The organism is Phytohabitans flavus, from assembly GCF_011764545.1.
GTDB lineage: Bacteria > Actinomycetota > Actinomycetes > Mycobacteriales > Micromonosporaceae > Phytohabitans > Phytohabitans flavus.
Genome location: NZ_AP022870.1, coordinates 9,407,896 through 9,425,709 on the forward strand (window position 1 = coordinate 9,407,896; position 17,814 = coordinate 9,425,709).

Consider the following 17,814-nt stretch of genomic DNA (forward strand, 5'->3'; position numbering starts at 1 on the left):
CCGGGGGAGGGCCAGATGTCCGGAAACGTCGCGGAGGACGCCGCCGATGCCGCGCTGGAAGCCGTGCGGCAATGCTTCATCCAGATCAACGAGTGGATTCCGGTCCTCGGCGACTTCCTCGAGATGATCACGCAGTGGCCTGAGGCTCGCCACGATCGTCTCTTCGACCTCTCGGACTCGTACCAGTCGGCCGCTGAGCTGTACGCCGACCACCTCGAAGAGATCCAGGAGTACATCCGGGACCTCTCGGTGTGGCAGGGCGACGGCGCCGCCCAGCTCGTGCGCGAGAGCCTCCAGGGCTACATGGACGAGACGGCGAGCATGGGCGAGGCGCTCGGCTCGATGCAGCAGCTCGTCCACGGCAAGGCGCTCGAGATCGAGACCATGAAGTGGATGGCCGTCATCACGCTCGTGATGATGGCGATCGCGCTGATCCAGGCGATCCTCACGATCTGGACCGGCATCGGGGGCGTGGCGGGTCTGGCGGCGATCGCGGCCGGCCGCCAGACCATCTACACCATCGCCCGGGAGCTGCTGCGCAAGCTGTGGCAGGAGACCATCAAGGCGGGCATCCGGCGCTTCATCCAAAGTGGAATCAAGGGCGTCGGTGCGGCCGCCCTGCGCGGCGGCCTCGCGTACGCCGGCTTCATGGGCGCCATGAAGGGCGGGATCATGCTGATCCAGGCCCTTGAGGGACACGACCCGTTTACCGAAGGGTGGGCCGGCCGGTTCGGCATGGAGCTGGTGGACAGCTTCATCGCGGGTGCGATCGGTGGCCCGCTGATGTTCGGCATCCACAGCCGGGTCACCGAGGCCGTGGCGTTCGGCCTGGGGCAGGTCGGCGACAACGTCCTCCAGATCGGCCGCGACCGCCTCATCGACCAGATGGGCCTTACGGAGTGGGCCCAGCGCAACGGCGTCTACAGTGGAATGACGCTCGACAACCTGTGGGAGTCGGTCACGCCGGCCGCGCTCCTCGGCGAGATCCTGAGCGAGCCGGGTGGGCGCCACCGGCCGGACATCGTGACGCCGGCGCTCCAGCAGGGCGCGGGCCAGCTCTTCGGCGGCCAGCAGGGCAGCGGCGCGCCGGCCAACCTGGGGCAGGGCAGCAACCTCGGCAGCCAGACCGGCCTGCCGAGTGGGCTGCTCGGCCAGACCGGTGCCACCGGTGCCACCGGCGCCACCGGCGCCACCGGGGCGACCGGGGCGACCGGGGCGACCGGGGCGACCGGCTCGCAGGGTTCGTCGTCGAGTTCGGGTCGCGGCGGCTCGTCGTCGTCTTCCTCCTCCTCCTCGTCCTCGTCCGGTGGCCAGCAGGGCTCGTCGTCCTCCGGTGGCCAGCAGGGTGGCTCGTCGTCTTCCTCGGGCGGGCAGAGTGGGGACTCGACCACGGCCGCGCCGCCCGCCGCTGGCGACGGGACGCCGCAGACGGGCACGCCGGGTGACGGCCAGACCGCCGACGGGTCCACGGCCGATGGGACGCCGCAGGGTGGGCAGCCTCCGCCCGGCACCCAGGTCCCGGCCACCCCGGACGCCGGGACGCCAGCGACGCCTGATGCGGGAACGCCGGCCACGCCGGACGCCTCCACCTCGGCGACGCCTGATGCGGGAACGCCTGGCTCGCCCGATGCGGGAACGCCTGGCTCGCCCGATGCCGGAACCCCGGCCACGCCGGACGCTGGGACGCCGGCGACGCCTGATGCTGGGACGCCTGGCTCGCCTGATGCTGGGACGCCGGCCACGCCCGATGCCGGAAGCCCAGCCACGCCTGATGCGGGGACTCCGGGTTCGGCTGACGGGGGAACGACGGCAACGCCGGACGCCTCCACCTCGGCGACGCCTGATGCGGGGACGCCTGGCTCGCCTGATGCTGGGACGTCGGGCTCGCCTGATGGGGGTCGGGCGCCACTCCCGATAGCGGGACGTCCGCCACGCCCGATGCGGGGTCGCCGGCTACGCCTGACGCTGGCACGGGGGATGCGGGAACGCGTTCCTCGACGTCCGGGCCGACTGCTGACGGCTCCACGATCCCGGACAGTTCCACTTCGGATGGCTCCACTCCGGACGTCGCCACGCCCGATGCCACAGGCACGCCCGACGCGACCGGCGATGGTACGCCGCAGGCGGACGGGTCGACGTCCACAGCGGACGGTTCGACGACCGGCGACGGCAGCACGAGCACGGCTGACCCCTCCGCGGGTTCCGGTCAGCCCGACGGCAGCACGTCTGACGGTGGCGGCGCGGCGGCCGCCCCACCCGTGATCCAGACCGACGGCGCCTCGTCCGGCCGCGCCGACGGTGCCTCGGGTCGTGCCGACGGCGCCGGACGCCAGGACGGTGCCCAGCCTGCCGGCGACGGTGCTCCCGCGCGCGAGAAGCCCAAGTGGTACGAGTGGCGCAAGCGCATCGAGCAGCAGGTCAGCGCGGACTACGCGCGCGGTGTGGGCGAGATGTTCACCTCGCGGTCGGGCGGCAACGGCACGGGCCGGGACGCCCCGCTGCTGACGCCCGACATGGTGCAGCACGCGCTGAGCACGCCCCCGGAGAGCCTCGGCGACTACGGGCGGCGGCTTCAGTCGTACCTGGCGGACCACTTCACGAACGTCGACAGCAACGGCAACCGCACCCCGATGAGCCAGGCGGACATCGCGAGCCGGCTTGGCGAGCTGCGCGCCGGCACGCTGGCGCCGCCGCTGAACCCGACAACCGGTTCGCCCACGGCTGGATCCCCGGTCCCCGGCTCGCCGGCCTCGCCTCAGCCCACACCGGCCTCGCCTCAGCCCACACCGGCCTCGCCTCAGCCCACACCGGCCTCGCCTCAGCCCACACCGGCCTCGCCTCAGCCCACACCCCCCTCGCCTCAGCCCACGCCCGCCGCAGTCGGACCGCAGACGCCGTCCGGTGCGCGGGCGCCGGACTCCACGCTCGCGCCGCCCGACCCCGGCACGGACACACCAACGCCAGACGGGCCGCGCGGTCCGGACGGCGCCGGCCGGACCCCGGACGGTGCCACACCGGACGGATCCCGGACCGGAGATGGCCCGCGCACACCGACCAGCGACGGCCCCCGCCCGGACGGCAGCACGCCCGACGGCTCACGGCCGGATGGATCCACACCGGACGGTTCGCGTCCGGATGCCGCCACGCCGGACGGCAGCAGGCCTGATGGGTCGCGTGCGGACGGGGCGACGCCGGATGGGGCGCGCGACCGGGACGGAACCGCGACGCCGACCACCGATGGCGCGCGGCCGGATGGGTCCACACCGGACGGTTCGCGTCCGGATGCCGCCATGCCCGATGGCGGTAGGCCCGACGCCAGCACGCCCGATGGCGGCAGGCCTGATGGGTCGCGTGCGGACGGGGCGACGCCGGATGGGGCGCGCGACCGGGACGGGACGGCGACGCCGACCGTCGATGGGGCGCGGCCGGATGGGTCCACACCGGACGGTTCGCGTCCGGATGCGGCCACGCCCAATGGCAGCACGCCCGATGGCTCGCGTCCGGATGCGGGCACGCCCGACGGCGGCAGGCCCGACGCCAGCACGGCCGACGGGTCACGTGCGGATGGGTCTATGCCGGATGGCAGTAGTCCGGATGGGCCGCCACCGCCGGATGGGGGTGACGGGGACAGCGTCATCGAGCCGGAGTTGGTGCCGACCGCCAACTTCTCGCCGGACGTCACGCGGACCGGTGCCGACCTGCCGCGCCAGGTCAACGAGCTTGTCGACCGGGCGCGGGACAGGCTGCTCGCCCGCTACTCGCCGGAGGCGGTGGCTACCCGACTCGCCGACCTGGAGAACATCCGCCAGCTCGCCAACCGCCTCCAGGCCAGCGCCGACGCCGCGCGCGCCACCGGGCAGATGGGCGACATGGTCCAGCAGGTGCGCGACCTGAGCCGGGCGGTGAACTCGTACGCGGACACGTACCGCGACTGGCGCGACTTCGACCGGGGTGGCCGGCCGGCCGACCCGGGCTGGCGCGACCTCGACGGCGTCGACCCGCTCAACTCGGTCGAGATGGCCAACCGGGCGGCCAGCATCGACCCCGCTACCGGGCGGTTCGACCCGATCTCGCAGGCGATCGCCATCGCGAAGATCGGCGACGTGATGGGGCCGGAGTTCGAGGCGCACGCCACCCGGCTCTTCGAGCGCACGGTGCCGATGGACGTAGCCTCGCTGCACAGGATCCTGCCACCCAGCGCGGTCACGCAGACCTTGCTCGACCAGGTCACCGTGCAGCAGCCGCGCGGGTTCTACGACCCCCGGCTCGGCGCGATGTTCATCAACCCCACGACCTCGTCGGGCGACCCGCGCTCGCTCAGCGCCATCGCCACGACGATGGTGCACGAGGGGATGCACGCGGTGCAGCCCAACAACGCGATGCTCAGGGACATGGTCGAGGACCATGTGCACCCCGACGCGCGGCAGGACGTGTACCGCCAGCTTCGGCTGGAGCGGGAGTTCCAGGCCTTCACCGTGCAGCAGGAGTTTCTGCACGGGCTGGCGGGCCACCGCTCGCCCGATCCCAGCGGCGACCCGCGCATCCCCAACTCGGACGGGTACCGCGAACTCGCCGCCCTCACCCCGGACGAGCTGCGGGCCGAGGTGATGCGCCGGTACAACATTCCGGCGAGTTCCATCCCGGACGGCGTGCTCACCACCGACCCGGACACGATCATCGGCCAGGCGCGTACGGCGATTGCCGAGTCGACGCACCCCGACCCGGCGCAGCGCCAGGAGGGCGGCCTGGTCGGACCGCTCACCCAGCACGTGGCCGACACGCATGGCATCGACCTCGACGCCCTGCGGCAGCGCCAGACGCAGACGAGCTTCCCCGACCTGAACGGCCCCGGCACCCCGTCTGGCCAGCCCGGACCGGGGCAACCATCGGGCACAAGCCCGCAACCCGGTCCCGATCCGGTGGCGCAGCCCGACGCCTCCCAGCAGGACGGAATCGGCACACGAGAGGCCGAGCAGGGATCGCCGCCGGACCCGGACGACCCGTACCGCCACGACGTGCCGCCGGAGCACTTCGACGGCGTGGATCCGGAGCAGCGCGGCCCGCTGGGCGACAAGTACCAGGAGGGCGTGACCGACGCGCACGACGGGACGGACGAGGGCTTCGATCCCAAGGAGCGCGACTTCGCCAACCAGCGGGCCGACGAGGGGCGGCATGTCACGCGCACTCCGCGGCACCCCGAGTTCAACAACGGCTACAAGTCGATGGAGGCGCTGGAGCGCACCGGCCCGGAGGACCCCGGTACGGCGGTCGAGTACAAGAGCGTGGGCAGGGACAGCCGCGCGGCGGTGGACAGCCAGCTGACCCGCGCCTTGGACAAGTTCGACCCACAGCCGGACCAGAGCCGGCTGGAGGGCGACGTCGCCCTCGACGGCCGGAACGCCGAGAACAAGGATCCCGACCAGCCGGACGGCCTCTCCTACGAGCACGCGGTGAACTCGCTGAAGGCGCGCTTCGGCCGGATGCTGAGCGATCCCAACGAGACCCGGCTGGACCAGGTCGGCAAGATCGAGATCTACCTCGGCGACGGCAGCCGCGTCGTGTACCACGACGGCCGGATCACGCACGAGACCGACGCCGGCACGACCGTGGTGGGCGAGTGGGACGCCACGGCAGGGCGGTTCGTCTCCCCGACGCCGGATGGCGGCGGGCCGACCCCACCGGCGCCCGGCACGCCAGGCGCCGCCACCACGCCCCGGCAGGCGCCGCCACCACGCCGCCGGCAGGCGACGCCACCACGCCGCCGGCAGGCGACGCCACCACGCCGCCGGCGGGCGACGGGACCCGGTCCGACGGCGGGACCCGGTCCGAGGATGGGACGCGCGCCGAGGACGGGACGCGGGGTGACGACGGAACGCGAAGCGAGGACGGGACGCGGGACCAGGACGGGTCCACGCCCGACGAGCTTGAGCTGGAGCAGGACGGCGGCACCCCCGACGCACAGGACGGCACCCCCGACGCACGGACCATCGAGCAGCGGTACGTCGACGCGCTTACATCGGACCAGCGGCAGACGATGGAGGCGGCTCTCACGGCCGCCAGGCCCGTCGCCGAGCAGATGCGCAGCGACCTCAAGCAGGTGGCGGATGCACTGGCCGCCGAGTTCGGCGACGGGTCCGTGCGGGTCGAGGGCGACGGCAAGAAGGACGTCAAGAAGCTCGCCTCGCTGGCCCGGAAGTACCTCATCGAGGGCCGCCGCGAGGGCAGCTTCGGCGACTTCATGGCAGACGTCAACGACCTCGCCCGCTTTTCGCTGTCGGTGCTCGACGGACCGCGGTACACCGAGATCGTCCAGGCCGCGCTCGCGCGGCTCCAGGCCGAGCCGTACAACTACAGGTACGACCCAGCGGACGACAAGAGCTTCTGGCGGCCGGGCAACCGCTTCCTGGGGCGCAACATCACGCTGCTTTCGCCGGATGGGCACAAGATCGAGCTCCAGTTCCCGACCGGCGAGTCGTTCGCCGTCGGCGACACGACCCACGGGGACTACGAGATCTTCCGGCTGGAGGGCAGGGACCCGGTCACCGGGCAGGAGTTCCCGGTGCACGAGCGGGCCCAGGCGTTCCTGCGCATCCTCCGGGCCAACCAGGGGGTCACGGAACCGGTCCCCGGCGGGGTCGACCCGGCCCAGTCCAAGAACACCAGCTTCGCGAAGTGGATCGCGAGCCGGCCCCAGCAATGGGCCGAGTACCAGCAGTGGCTCGCCGACCAGGGCCGCACGTTCGAGGACGAGGTGCGGCAGCATGGGCTGACCCGGGCCGACTTCCCGATCGACCCGAAGCTGATCCCGGCCGACCCGGCGGTGCCGGAGAAGGGCAAGCTCGATGAGCGAACGCTTCACCTACTACGTTCTCTACCGCCGGGACCTGACCACACCGGTGGGCCTGCTGGCGGAGGGACAGGCGGACCCGGCACTGCCCCATCGGGTAGTGGGGTGGGATCACCAGGACGCGGACTGGACGGAAGCACAGGCCTCCCTGGGCGCGATGCAGATCAATCCGGATTACGAGGACCGGCTCCGGATAGTGGACCGGTCGACGGCCGAGCGGATCGCCCGGGAGACCCTGGGAACGCAGCTGCCGACCGAGGAGGAGCTACAGGCGATCGGGGATCGGGCGGCGGAGGAGTACGCCCGGAAGTGGGGCCCGGCGGGCAGCTAGGCCCGCTGACCGACCCCGGCGCGCTGGCGCCGGGCGTGCCGTCGCTGGACACGACGCGCACGACCGGCCCCGACCACCTCGGGCCGATCGAGGACCCGCAGTTCCAGGCCGACATCGAGCAGTCCCTGGACACCGGCTCCGGGTACCAGACGGGCGCCGACCCGTCCACCCACCCGTACGGCCGGCTCGTCAACGACGGCGGGCCCAACATGCCCGGCCGAAACAACAACTGCCTCGACTCCTCGCTCGCCGCGCTCTCCAGCTTCTACGGTGACCCGCGGGTCTCCGCCCCGCGCTGGCCGGACGTGCTGCCGGACGGTACGCCAGACACGACGAGCGGTGAGGCGGACGGGGTCGACCGCGCGGAGAACTGGCTCGGCGGGACCTGGGACGGCCCGTCCAGCCCGATGCCCGGCGACCCGGCCGGCCGGGCGGCGGCGGTGGCTGGGCAGTACGCCGATTTGCACGCCCAGATCGCGGCGGCCGGCCCGGGCGCCTCGGCGCTCGTCATCGCGGACTGGCTCGACTTCGACAGCGCGACCGGCCAGGTCAGCACCGACGCGAACGGCGACGTAGTCCCCTCCACGTCCTCCCACGCGTTCGTCATCGTCTACCCGCACGGCGCCAGCGGGCCGGTGTGGTGGGACCCGCAGCACGGCCAGACCTGGACCTCCCCGCCGACGCACTACATGGCCGACACGCACACGCTGTGGTCCATGCGCGGCGACAGCCTGGGCGCCCCGCCGGCCCCGGCCGCGCCATCCACGACCAGCACCCCGCCGGCTCCGGCCGCGAGACCCACCACCAACATCGAGGGAACGCCCTATGACACCGCAGGAACCCCAGATCACGGAGGACGAAGCCCGGACGCTGATCAGTCGGCTGATCGGGGCGGGCCGGGAGGTGACCCTGCTCCAGTTCGAGAGCGGCTGGCTGGCGAGGGTGGTCCTGACGGACGAGGAACGCAGCCGGGGGATGCAACTGGGTCAGGGGAGCTACATCATCGACCGGAACGGGACGGTGACGGTCCAGTCCAGCCTGTCGACCAGGATCCTGATGGCGCAGTACAGCGAGGCGAAGCGGGAGGGCCGGCTGACCGGTCGGCAGATCTGGCCGGAGCCGACGACGCCCCCGCGGTAGCCGACGGCCAGGCGCCGCAGGGCGGTCCCGCCCCGCACGCGACCGACCAGGCGTACCTCGACGCGCTCGACCCGGCGGACGCGGGCGCCCTCCAGACGGCCCTCGACGCGGCCGGGCCGGTGGCGCGGCAGATGCGCGCCGACCTCACGGAGGTGGCGGACGCGCTGCGGCGAGACTTCGGCACCACCGACGTCGAGGTCATCGGCAACGGCGAAAACGACGTCAAGGGACTTGTCTCGCTGGCCCGCAAGTACGTCATCGAAGGCGACGTCGCCGGCATCCTCGTGGAAGGCGACACCGCCCCCGTCGACGCGTTCCTGCGGCAGGCGAACGATCTGGCCCGGTTCTCGCTGCGGGCGCCGGAGGGTCCTGAGTACGACGCGGTGGTGACCGCGGCGCTGGAGCGGCTCCAGGCGGAGCCGTACAACTACCGGTACGACCCAGCCGACGACAAGAGCTTCTGGCGGCCTGGCAACCGGTTCTACGGGCGCAACGTCACGCTGCGCAACCCGGACGGGCACGCCATCGAGCTCCAGTTCCCGACCCAGGCATCCTGGGACGCCGGCAAGCTGACGCACGACGCGTACGAGCGGGTCCGGCTGGACCGGCCCGATCCGGTCACCCAGGAGAGTCTGCCGCCACACGAGCGGGTGCGCGCGTTCCTGGAGATACTCAAGGTCAACCGGGACGCGGACCTGGCCCACCGGATCCCCGGCGGGATGGATCCGGCGCTGGGCAAGGACACGAGCTTCGCCAAGTGGATCGCCGCGCGGAGCGAGGTGTGGACGAGGTACGAGGGCTGGCTGGCGGACCATGGACTGACGTTCGCGGACGATGTCCGGGCACACGGGCTCGGCGTGGAAGACTTCCCAGTCGCCCCTCGCTGGTGCAGGAAGGCAAGATCGATGACAGCATCCTTCAAGTACTTCGCGCTCTACCGCCGGGAGGACCGGACGGACCCGCCGGTGGGCCTGCTGGCGGAGGGGAGCCTGGCCCCGGATCGGCGGCTGGTGACCGTCGGCTGGAGTCACCGCCACCGGACCTGGACGGAGGCGTCGGCCTCCCTGAACTGGATCTCGACCAGCCTGGACTGGACCGACCGGTTCGAGACGGTGGACCGGGCGACGGCGGAGCGGATCGCCCGGGAGAGCCTGGGAGTCGAGCTGCCGAGCGAGGAGGAGATGCAGCGGATCGGCGAGGGCCCGTCGGTGACGTTCCAGCGGCCGACCCAGCAGCCCTAGGCCCGCAGGATCCGTCCGGGCTGGCCCCCGGCGTGCCGGCGCTGGACACCACCCGCGTGGTCGGCCCGGACAACCTGGCCCCGATCGAGAGCCCGCAGTACCAGCAGGACCTCCAGCAGGCACTCGACACCGGCAACGGGTACGAGGAGCTGGCCGACCCGTCCACCCATCCGTACGGCCAGATGGTCAACGACGGCGGCCCGTCGGTACCCGGCCGGTCCAACAACTGCCTCGACGGCTCGCTGGCCGCCCTCTCCAGCTTCTACGGCGATCCGCAGGTCGCCGCGCCGCGCTGGGCGGACGTCAACCCCGACGGCACCCCCGACCACCGCTCCGGCGAGGCCGACGGCCTGCGGCGCGCGGTGGACTGGCTGGGCGACACCTGGACCGGCCCACCGCCCGGTACGCCCGGTGACCCGGCCGGCCGCGCGGTCGCGGTGGCTGGCCAGTACGCCGACCTGCACGCCCAGATCGCGGCAGCCGGCCCCGGTGCCTCCGCGCTCGTCGTCGCCGACTGGATCTCCATCGACTCGGCCACCGGCCAGCCGAACGTCGACGCGAACGGCGACGTCGTGCGCGAGGACGCACACGCCTTCGTGATCGTGTACCCGCGCGGCGCGAGCGGCCCGGTCTGGTGGGACCCCCAGAGCGGTCGTACGTGGGACTCGCCGCCGGCCGCGTTCGTGTCCGCCACCCACACGCTCTGGCACATCCGGGCGGACCACCTGGCCGGGAGCCCAGCACCGACGAACAGCGAGGGAACGCCGAATGTCACAGGAACCGCAGCTGACGGAGGAACAGGCACGGGAGCTGATCCAGAGGCTGGTCGGACGCGGGACGGAGGTGACCCTGTACCCGTTCGAGTTCGGCTGGCTGGTGAAGCAGGCCCTGACGGAGGAACAGCTCAGCAAGGGGATGCACGTCGGCCATGGGTCGTACATAGTGGACCGGACGGGGGTAGTCACGGTGCAGACCAGCCTGCCTATCCCGATGCTGATCGAGGACTACAGCGAGGCCAGGAGGGCGGGACGCCTGACTGGGCGGCAGATCTGGCCCGAGGTTACGCCGCCGACGGCCTGACCACCGAGCAGGTACGTAACACGGCCGCCTGGCTGACGCCGCAGCAGTTCGGCAGCGGGCCGATCGTCGACGTGCGGCCCGACGGACCCAACCTGCGCGTCGAGCTCGCCGACGGGCGGGTGCAGCACTTCCGTACCGAGGCCGGGTACGGCGGCTCCACCGTCCACTCCGGAGCGCCGCACGATCCGCACGTCATCCGTATCGACGGCAATACGCCACCGCACCACCTCAACCAGGTGCTGGCGAACGAGATCGCGGACGCCATCCAGCAGCGGGCCGCCACCGATCGCGCGGCGCGGGGCTTCGCCGGGCGGATGCTCGACCGGCTCGGCCGCCTCTTCGGCTTCGGCTCGCGGCCCGCGCCGGACGTCACCCCGCCGCCACCGGTGACGTACCCGCCGACGACGGCGTACGCACCGCCGCCGAGCCCCTGGGCCACGCCGCCCACGACGCTGCCGCCGAGCCCTTGGGCCACGCCGCCCAACACCGCGCCGCCGCCGACCACCCACACCCCGCCATGGGCGCCGCCGACGACGCACACCCCGCCGTGGGCACCGCCGCCCGCGCCGGACTACGACGCGCCGCCTGCGCCCACCTACAGCACACCGCCGGCGCCGAGCACGCACACGCCGCCCCTGTCGCAGCCGGAGTCCGGCTGGCAGGACGCGTCGTCCGTACCAGATGCGGATGGTGGGAGAGCGGAGCCGGCGCCCGTCGCGGAGAACGCGAACGACGGGCATTGGGATGACCGCGCCTGGCACCGCGAAGGGCGACCGCCGTCGTTGGACGAGCTGCTGCCGCAGACCGACGCGGAGGCGGCGCGGTGGGCGGACGCGGTCCGCGACGAGTTCACGCGCCTGCTCGACGGCCGGGAGTTCGCCGGCATGCGGGTGCGGATGGAGCCGGACGACCCGCACGCGGTGAGCGTGTACCGCGACAACGTGACCGTGCGTCTCGACATCCTCGACGCCAACGGAAGCCCGGTCGGGCGGGTCGTGCGCGAGTTCCGCCGCCTGCACGACGGTGGTATCGCGGCGAACCATGTGTCGCTGCGGCTCGACAAGGGCGTGCAGGGGCGCGGCTTCGCGGGCGAGTGGAACCGGTTCATGGAGGACTGGTACCGCTACTCCGGCGTGTCGTTCATCGAGATCCACGCGGCGTCCACTGTGGGCGGTTATGCGTGGGCACGGGCCGGGTACGACTGGGCGCCGGGCAGCGAGCACCGCGCCAACGACGTGTTCGACCGCCTGCGTGGGGAGATGCGGCGGGTCGAGGCGGACGCGCGACAGGTGGCTCGCTGGGCGGCCGGCGACGCCACTGTGGACATCGACGCCCTGCGCGGTCGCTACGGTCCGCACGACCCGGACGCGCTCATCGCCGAGATGCGGCGGCAGCACGAGGCCGGGCAGGGGATCCTGGACCGGGCGGCCCGGCACGCGTTCGGCAGCCCCGGCTACCCGACGCCGAACGAGGTCAGCCGCGCCGGCTGGAACGGGCAGGACGGCCGGGACGCCCGCTGGATCGGCAAGGACGCCTTGCTCGGCGCCAACTGGAGGGGTGTCAAGGCGGTTACCGAGGGCGGCCCGTTCCACACCCGTGGCGAGTCCGCCAGCCCGGAGCAGGCCGGCCGTGCTCCGTCCACTCCGGACGGCCCGACCCCAGACGGCCCAACCTCGGATGGCTCCACTGGGGACGGAGGCGCCGGCGAGCCGCAGCCGCGGGTCATGCTCCGCGACCCGACCCCGGAGCAGCTTGCCGACCTCGGCGTCGGCGAGGCGAGGTACCGGGATCTGGGGCTCGACAGGGCCACCCTCACGCCCGAGGAGCAGGACCGCTACGACCAGGCGCTGGAGCGGACCGCGATGGTCTCGCCGGACCAGATCCGCTTCACCCAGCGCAGCGTCAGCCCGGAGACCAGCGACGGCATCAGCGCGCAGGACCTGGTGCGGAACATGGCCAGCGGCGGCTGGCGGGGCGGGCCGGTGCACGGCGTACGGTGGGGTGACGGCTCACTGTCCAGCTTGGACAACCGCCGGCTCCGCGCGGCGCGGGAGGCGGGCCTCGACGCGGTTCCGTTCGTGGTACACAGCCCGAACGACCGCCTGGACGCCTGGCCCGGCGAGTGGCCGGCGGACCGCCAGGCCCGCAACGCTCTGGGTGTCGACATCCGGGAGCTGCCGGACGGCCGGTGGGTGGCCGGCGGCGACGAGGGCTGGGTGGTCTACCGCCGCGGGACCGTGCCGCAGACGTACGGCGAGATGGCCATCTTCCGCGCCGCGGAGCAGCGCAGCCTGCTGCCGGGTCACCTGTGGGGCGCGCAGCCGCAGCCGGTGCTGCTGGCCAAGCCGCAGCTGGAGACGTTCCAGGTCAGCCAGGCGGAGGCCGACGTGCTCGACGACGCGCGCGGCCGCGCGCGGGACGCCGCCGACGGGGTGCAGACGGCGCTGGCCCAGGTGGGCGAAGCCGTGAGCCGCGACCTCGGCCTCGACCCGCCGGCGCAGCTGCGCGACCTGGCGACGCGGATCAAGGACCTGGACTCACTGGCGCGCAAGTTCGTGACGGAGAGCGACCGGCACCGCCAGAGTGTCGAAGAGTTCGCGTCCCAGGTCAACGACGCCCTGCGCTTCACCATGCCCTTGCCCGACGGCCCGGCGTACGCACCGGCCGTGTCGCGGATCCTCGCCGACCTCCAGGCGGCCCGCTTCACGGTGGTCGAGACCAAGAACTTCTGGTCGTCCGGCAACCGCCACTTCGGCCTCAACGCCACGTTGCGCTCGCCGTCCGGGCAGCTCTTCGAGGTGCAGTTCCCCACCGAGCTGTCGTACCGGGCCGGAAAGCTCACCCACGACCTGTACGAGGTGGTGCGGCGCGACGACGAGAGCCCGGCCAGGCGGGTGCACGCCCACCTGGAGATGCTGGCGATCAACAAGCGGCTGGGGCTCGACGGTGCGATCCCGCCCGGCGTCCCGTCGCCCGTCGACACGAGCTTCCCCGCCTGGGCCAGCAAGAACGCGGACGCCTGGTCCAGGTACGTAGCGTGGTTGGATCTCAACGGCCGGGACTTCGCGAGCATCATGGCGGAGTTCGGCCTGGACCGGGCCGACCTCCCGGTCTCCGGGCGGGTCGCCGAGCGGCTGGAGGGGCGTCATGGGCGAGCGGAGACTGTTCTACTGGGTGCTCTTTCGGTCGACGGAGGACCACACCCCGGCGGGGATCGTGGTCCAGGGGACCGAGGGGACGGAGGGCCACGGCCTGGTCTGGAGCCATCGGGCGGGGGCATGGCGGTACGACCCGGCGGCGGCGAGCCGGTGGGTGGGGGCAGCGACTGGGACCTCTCGGAGGAGCTGAGCCGGGAGGAAGCGGAGCGGGCCGCGCCGATAGCGACGGGGGGACAGGAGCTCCCGGACGAGGACACGATCTGGTGGATCTTCCAGTGGAAGGGGGATCCACCCCAGAACCAGGACTAGCCACCGACCCGCGCGCTGCCGAGCAGCAGCTGCTGGCGAGCCTCGACTCCGCCCACCGGGAAGCGTTGAAGCTGTCCGTCGCGGCGGCCCGCCCGGTCGCCGACGCGGTGCTAGCCGACCTGCGCGACGTGACCGGGCGCATGACGGGCTTCACCGACGCGGACCAGCCGCGGACCGTCGACGAGCAGTACCGGGTCAAGGAGCTGCCGTCGCTGGCCCGCAAGTTCGTGGACGCGCACGCCCTCGAAGGCACCTCACCCGAGGACTTCCTCGCCGAAGTGAACGACCGGGTGCGGTTCTCGGTGCTGACCCCGGAGCACCGGTACGGCGAGGTCGTCACCACCGTCCTCGACTCGCTGACCGCGCGCGGCTACACGGTCGACGACGTGAAGAACTTCTGGCGGCCGGGCAACCGGCACAACGGCGTCAACGTGACGCTGCGCTCGCCGGACGGCTTCACGCTGGAGGTCCAGTTCCCGACCGAGGCGTCTCGGGCGGTGGGCAAGCAGACCCACCAGCTGTACGAGATCATCCGGCTGGAGACGGCGACGCCGGAGGCCCGCGTCGACGCGTACCTGGAGATCCTGCGCCTCAACCGGGTCAACGGGATCGCCGACCGGATGCCGGCCGGCATGGACCGGCTCCCCGAGGCGATCGACACGAGCTTCGAGAAGTGGACCCGCCGCAAGCCCGCGGTCTGGGCCGACTACCAGCGGCGCCTCGCTGAGCAGGGTGTTACGTTCGCCGAGATCGTGGCGGAGCGGGGCCTCACCCCGGCGGACTTCCCGCGGGGCGAGAGATTGGGGTTGCCTGATGGGGACGTTCGCGTATCACGTGGTGTACCGGCACAGGGCACCGGGGCCGATCGTCAACCTGATAGCGGAGTGGGTGGAGTCGCGGACCCCGCTGCGGGCGGTGCTGTGGAACGTCCCGCAGGCGAGATGGAGCTACGAGCCGGGGATCGCGGCGCGGACGATCTACGGGGACGTGGAGATGGAGAAGACGGAGCCGGTCGACCGGGCGACGGCGGAGCGGGTGGCCCGGGACGTGCTGGGCCAGGAGCTGCCGACCGAGGAGGAGCTGCACCGGATCTGCGCGGAGGGCGCGAGCCAGGCGACCACGTAGGCATACCTCGGCCACGCGCCGACAGCGACTTGCACGGTCCCGCCGACCCGAGCGGACCCGCCGACGCGCTCAGCGGCGCGTCGATGCGGCCGCGCGACGAGTCCCGGGCGTGGGAGTGGGCCGATCGGGCGTACGACAGGTTCCGCGCCGACGACCTGGACGTGCCGGACATCGCCCGCCAGCTGAGGGGGCCGAGCGTCCAAACGGGACGGTGGGGTACAGCGAGGCGGAGATCGCCCACGTGAAGCGCCACCTGATGCGGGACGAGCACCTGCTCGACGAGGCCGGCCGAGGGCCGCGCCAGCGGTTCGACGCCGACCCGGCGATCGCCGAGGCGTGGATCCGGCTGCGCGAGGGCCGCCACCTCCCGGCGGATCTCGTTCTGTTGGAACACGAGCTGACCGAGGCCGGCTACATGCGCGACCACCCGGGAGCGACCTACCCGGCGGCACACCGGTACAGCACGGCGCGGTATGACTGGAACGCGGTCCGCCCGGACCGCACCGGAGAAGACCTGGACACATCGTGGGGACGGGATGGCGATACTGCTGGACTTCGAGAAGGTCCGGGAAGACCAGCGGGAGGTGGAGTACACCTTCGGATACCCGGAGATGGACCGGCGGCTGGTCATCGAGAAGGCGTCGCAGCGGGGGACCTCGCTGGACGGGAACGAGGACCACAACTACTGGGCGATCGTCAACAAGGTGACGCGCCTGTTCCGGAGCGAGGCGAGCTGGCCGGAGCGGGGAGTGTACGCGGCGTAGCCCGCCCGATCCAGCCGGCCGGGGTGCCCAGCGGGCTGACCCACACGGCGAGCCCGATCTCGTACACCGACTTCGTGCCGGACGGGCGCGCCGCGCACGTGCCGGACGTGTCGCTGAACGAGCTGCACTGGGCCGCCGACCGCGTGGACCCGTCCTTCTTCCGTGGCGAGGGCGTGCTCCGGGTCCACACCGATGGCCACCTCGTCCGCGTGGAGACGGCCGACGGGCGTACGGCGTACTACCGGCCGGTGGTCGGCGAGGGCCTGGCGAACGTCGCGCAGACGACCGTGCGCGCCGGCACGCCGCAGGACCCGCACGTCGTCGTGGTCAACCACCGCGTCGCGCCGGAGCAACTGACCCGCACCTGGGTACACGAGATCACCGAGACCGTCTACGTGCGGGCCGCGCTCGACCAGCACCGGCCGCAGGGTGTGGTACGGCGGCTGGTCGGCTCGATCCTGCGCGCGTTCGGCCGGGACGAGCCCACGCCGCACGTGGACCCGACCCACGGCGTGGGGCACGTGCGGGCCCGGCTGAACGAGCGGGAGCTGCTGCTGCGGCAGTTCGAGAACGCCCGTACGCCGCTGGACCAGCTGGCGATCCGGCAGGAGCTGATGGGGGTCGACCGCGACCTCGCGCGGCTCGGCTACCCGTCGCACGCGCTGCCCTTCCCGTCGGCCGACCCGCGCCCGGCGCCACCGGTCCGGCCGTGGTCGGCACCGCCGCCGCGGGTACCGGCACCACCGCCACCGCGGGTATCGACGCCCCCGCTGCCGCCACATGTCGCCGCACCGTCCCACGTCCCGGCGCCGCGGACGCCCACAATGGACGGTTACCAGCCCGGCGAGCACGTGCCCCGGCACGCCGCCCCGCCGCCGCCCCCGCTCACCGGGCCGGACCCGGCAAACTACGGACACCGCAACGAAAACGGCGTCTGGGAGTTCGATAGCGACGCGGCCGGCGAGGCGTTCGGCGAAAACCTGCTCGGCCAGGACTTCCTCCGCCTCCCACCGGACCAGCAGGCGGCGGTACGGGAGTACACGCGGCACTCGTGGCCGTACAACGCGATCGCACGGACCGACGAGGCACACGAGCTGCTCCAGCGGTGGTGGGACAGTGCGGGCACCGCGGACGCGGTACGCGCCCTCTTCGGCGGCCACGTCCCGACGCTCTCGGACGTCTACGCCCGGGCACAGCGCAACGCCCCACGGGGCACCCTCGAGCGGTGGCTCGTCGACCAGGTGCTCAGCGAGCCGCCGTCGCGGCAGGCGGCGGTCTTGAACCGGATCGTCACCGACGACGGCGTGCGCGGCATGCTGATCCGCACGTTCGGCGGGCGCTTCCCGACCGAGGCCGACATCCGCGCCCGGATGGCGCTCATCGACGAGGCCATGCGGACCACCCCGCTGCGGCACGGCGTGCAGGCCCACCGCGGACTTCAGGAAATCAACTTCATGCGCGACGCCGCCGGCAACGCGATGAACTTCCAGCGGGACGCGAGCGGCAGGTGGCTCAACGAGTACGGCCGGCCGCTGACCGCCGGCGACATCCGCCAGCGGCTGGTGGGCACCACCCAGGCCGCCAACGGGTACATGTCCACGTCGCTCGGCACCGCGCCCGCGTTCGCCGGAAATGACCACCCGTTCCGGCTCGTGCTGGACGTGCCGCCGAGCAACCCGGCGATCTGGATGGGACATCACAGCGCCTACCCCGACCAGCGAGAGCTGATCCTGCCGCAGGACGCCGAGTACACGATTGTGGACGTCCGGCCCGGGCCGGACGGCACCTTCGAGCTCGTCGCCTTCGTACGGAGGTAGGG

The 17,814-nt window shown here is 72.7% G+C and carries 8 protein-coding genes; all 8 read left to right on the forward strand.

What is annotated here, in order from left to right:
* The first annotated feature begins 15 nt into the window (after nt 1-15).
* The 8 genes from Pflav_RS41955 to Pflav_RS41990 all read left to right on the forward strand — a co-directional run bounded on the left by Pflav_RS41955 (nt 16) and on the right by Pflav_RS41990 (nt 17,812).
* A complete protein-coding gene (locus tag Pflav_RS41955; RefSeq protein ID WP_173042014.1) occupies nt 16-2,262 on the forward strand; it encodes a WXG100-like domain-containing protein in 2,247 nt (748 codons plus the stop codon).
* Nucleotides 2,259-6,770: a hypothetical protein gene (locus Pflav_RS41960; RefSeq protein WP_173042015.1), complete on the forward strand. Its 4,512-nt coding sequence runs from the start codon at nt 2,259-2,261 to the stop codon at nt 6,768-6,770. Before Pflav_RS41955 ends, Pflav_RS41960 begins: the two co-directional genes overlap by 4 nt.
* Nucleotides 6,771-6,842: 72 nt before the next feature.
* A complete protein-coding gene (locus Pflav_RS41965; protein WP_173042016.1) occupies nt 6,843-7,178 on the forward strand; it encodes a hypothetical protein in 336 nt (111 codons plus the stop codon).
* The gene (locus Pflav_RS41970; protein WP_173042017.1) at nt 7,157-9,559 is read left to right on the forward strand and encodes a toxin glutamine deamidase domain-containing protein; all 2,403 of its coding nucleotides are present in this window, start codon (nt 7,157-7,159) and stop codon (nt 9,557-9,559) included. Before Pflav_RS41965 ends, Pflav_RS41970 begins: the two co-directional genes overlap by 22 nt.
* A 32-nt stretch (nt 9,560-9,591) precedes the next feature.
* Nucleotides 9,592-14,106 (forward strand): toxin glutamine deamidase domain-containing protein, encoded by a 4,515-nt coding sequence (locus Pflav_RS41975; protein ID WP_173042018.1) that lies wholly within the window; start codon nt 9,592-9,594, stop codon nt 14,104-14,106.
* Entirely contained in the window at nt 14,061-15,476 is a 1,416-nt protein-coding gene (locus Pflav_RS41980) for a hypothetical protein (RefSeq protein WP_173042019.1), read from the forward strand. The genes Pflav_RS41975 and Pflav_RS41980 overlap by 46 nt, the downstream gene beginning before the upstream one ends.
* A gap of 291 nt (nt 15,477-15,767) precedes the next feature.
* Nucleotides 15,768-15,995 (forward strand): hypothetical protein, encoded by a 228-nt coding sequence (locus Pflav_RS41985; protein ID WP_173042020.1) that lies wholly within the window; start codon nt 15,768-15,770, stop codon nt 15,993-15,995.
* A gap of 23 nt (nt 15,996-16,018) precedes the next feature.
* Entirely contained in the window at nt 16,019-17,812 is a 1,794-nt protein-coding gene (locus Pflav_RS41990) for an ADP-ribosyltransferase (protein ID WP_173042021.1), read from the forward strand.
* The last annotated feature ends 2 nt before the right edge of the window (nt 17,813-17,814 follow it).

Coding starts and splice junctions, on each gene's coding strand:
- Pflav_RS41955 (WP_173042014.1), top strand. CDS start 16: ATGTCCGGAAACGTCGCGGAGGACGCCGCCGATGCCGCGCTGGAAGCC.
- Pflav_RS41965 (WP_173042016.1), top strand. CDS start 6,843: ATGAGCGAACGCTTCACCTACTACGTTCTCTACCGCCGGGACCTGACC.
- Pflav_RS41985 (WP_173042020.1), top strand. CDS start 15,768: ATGGCGATACTGCTGGACTTCGAGAAGGTCCGGGAAGACCAGCGGGAG.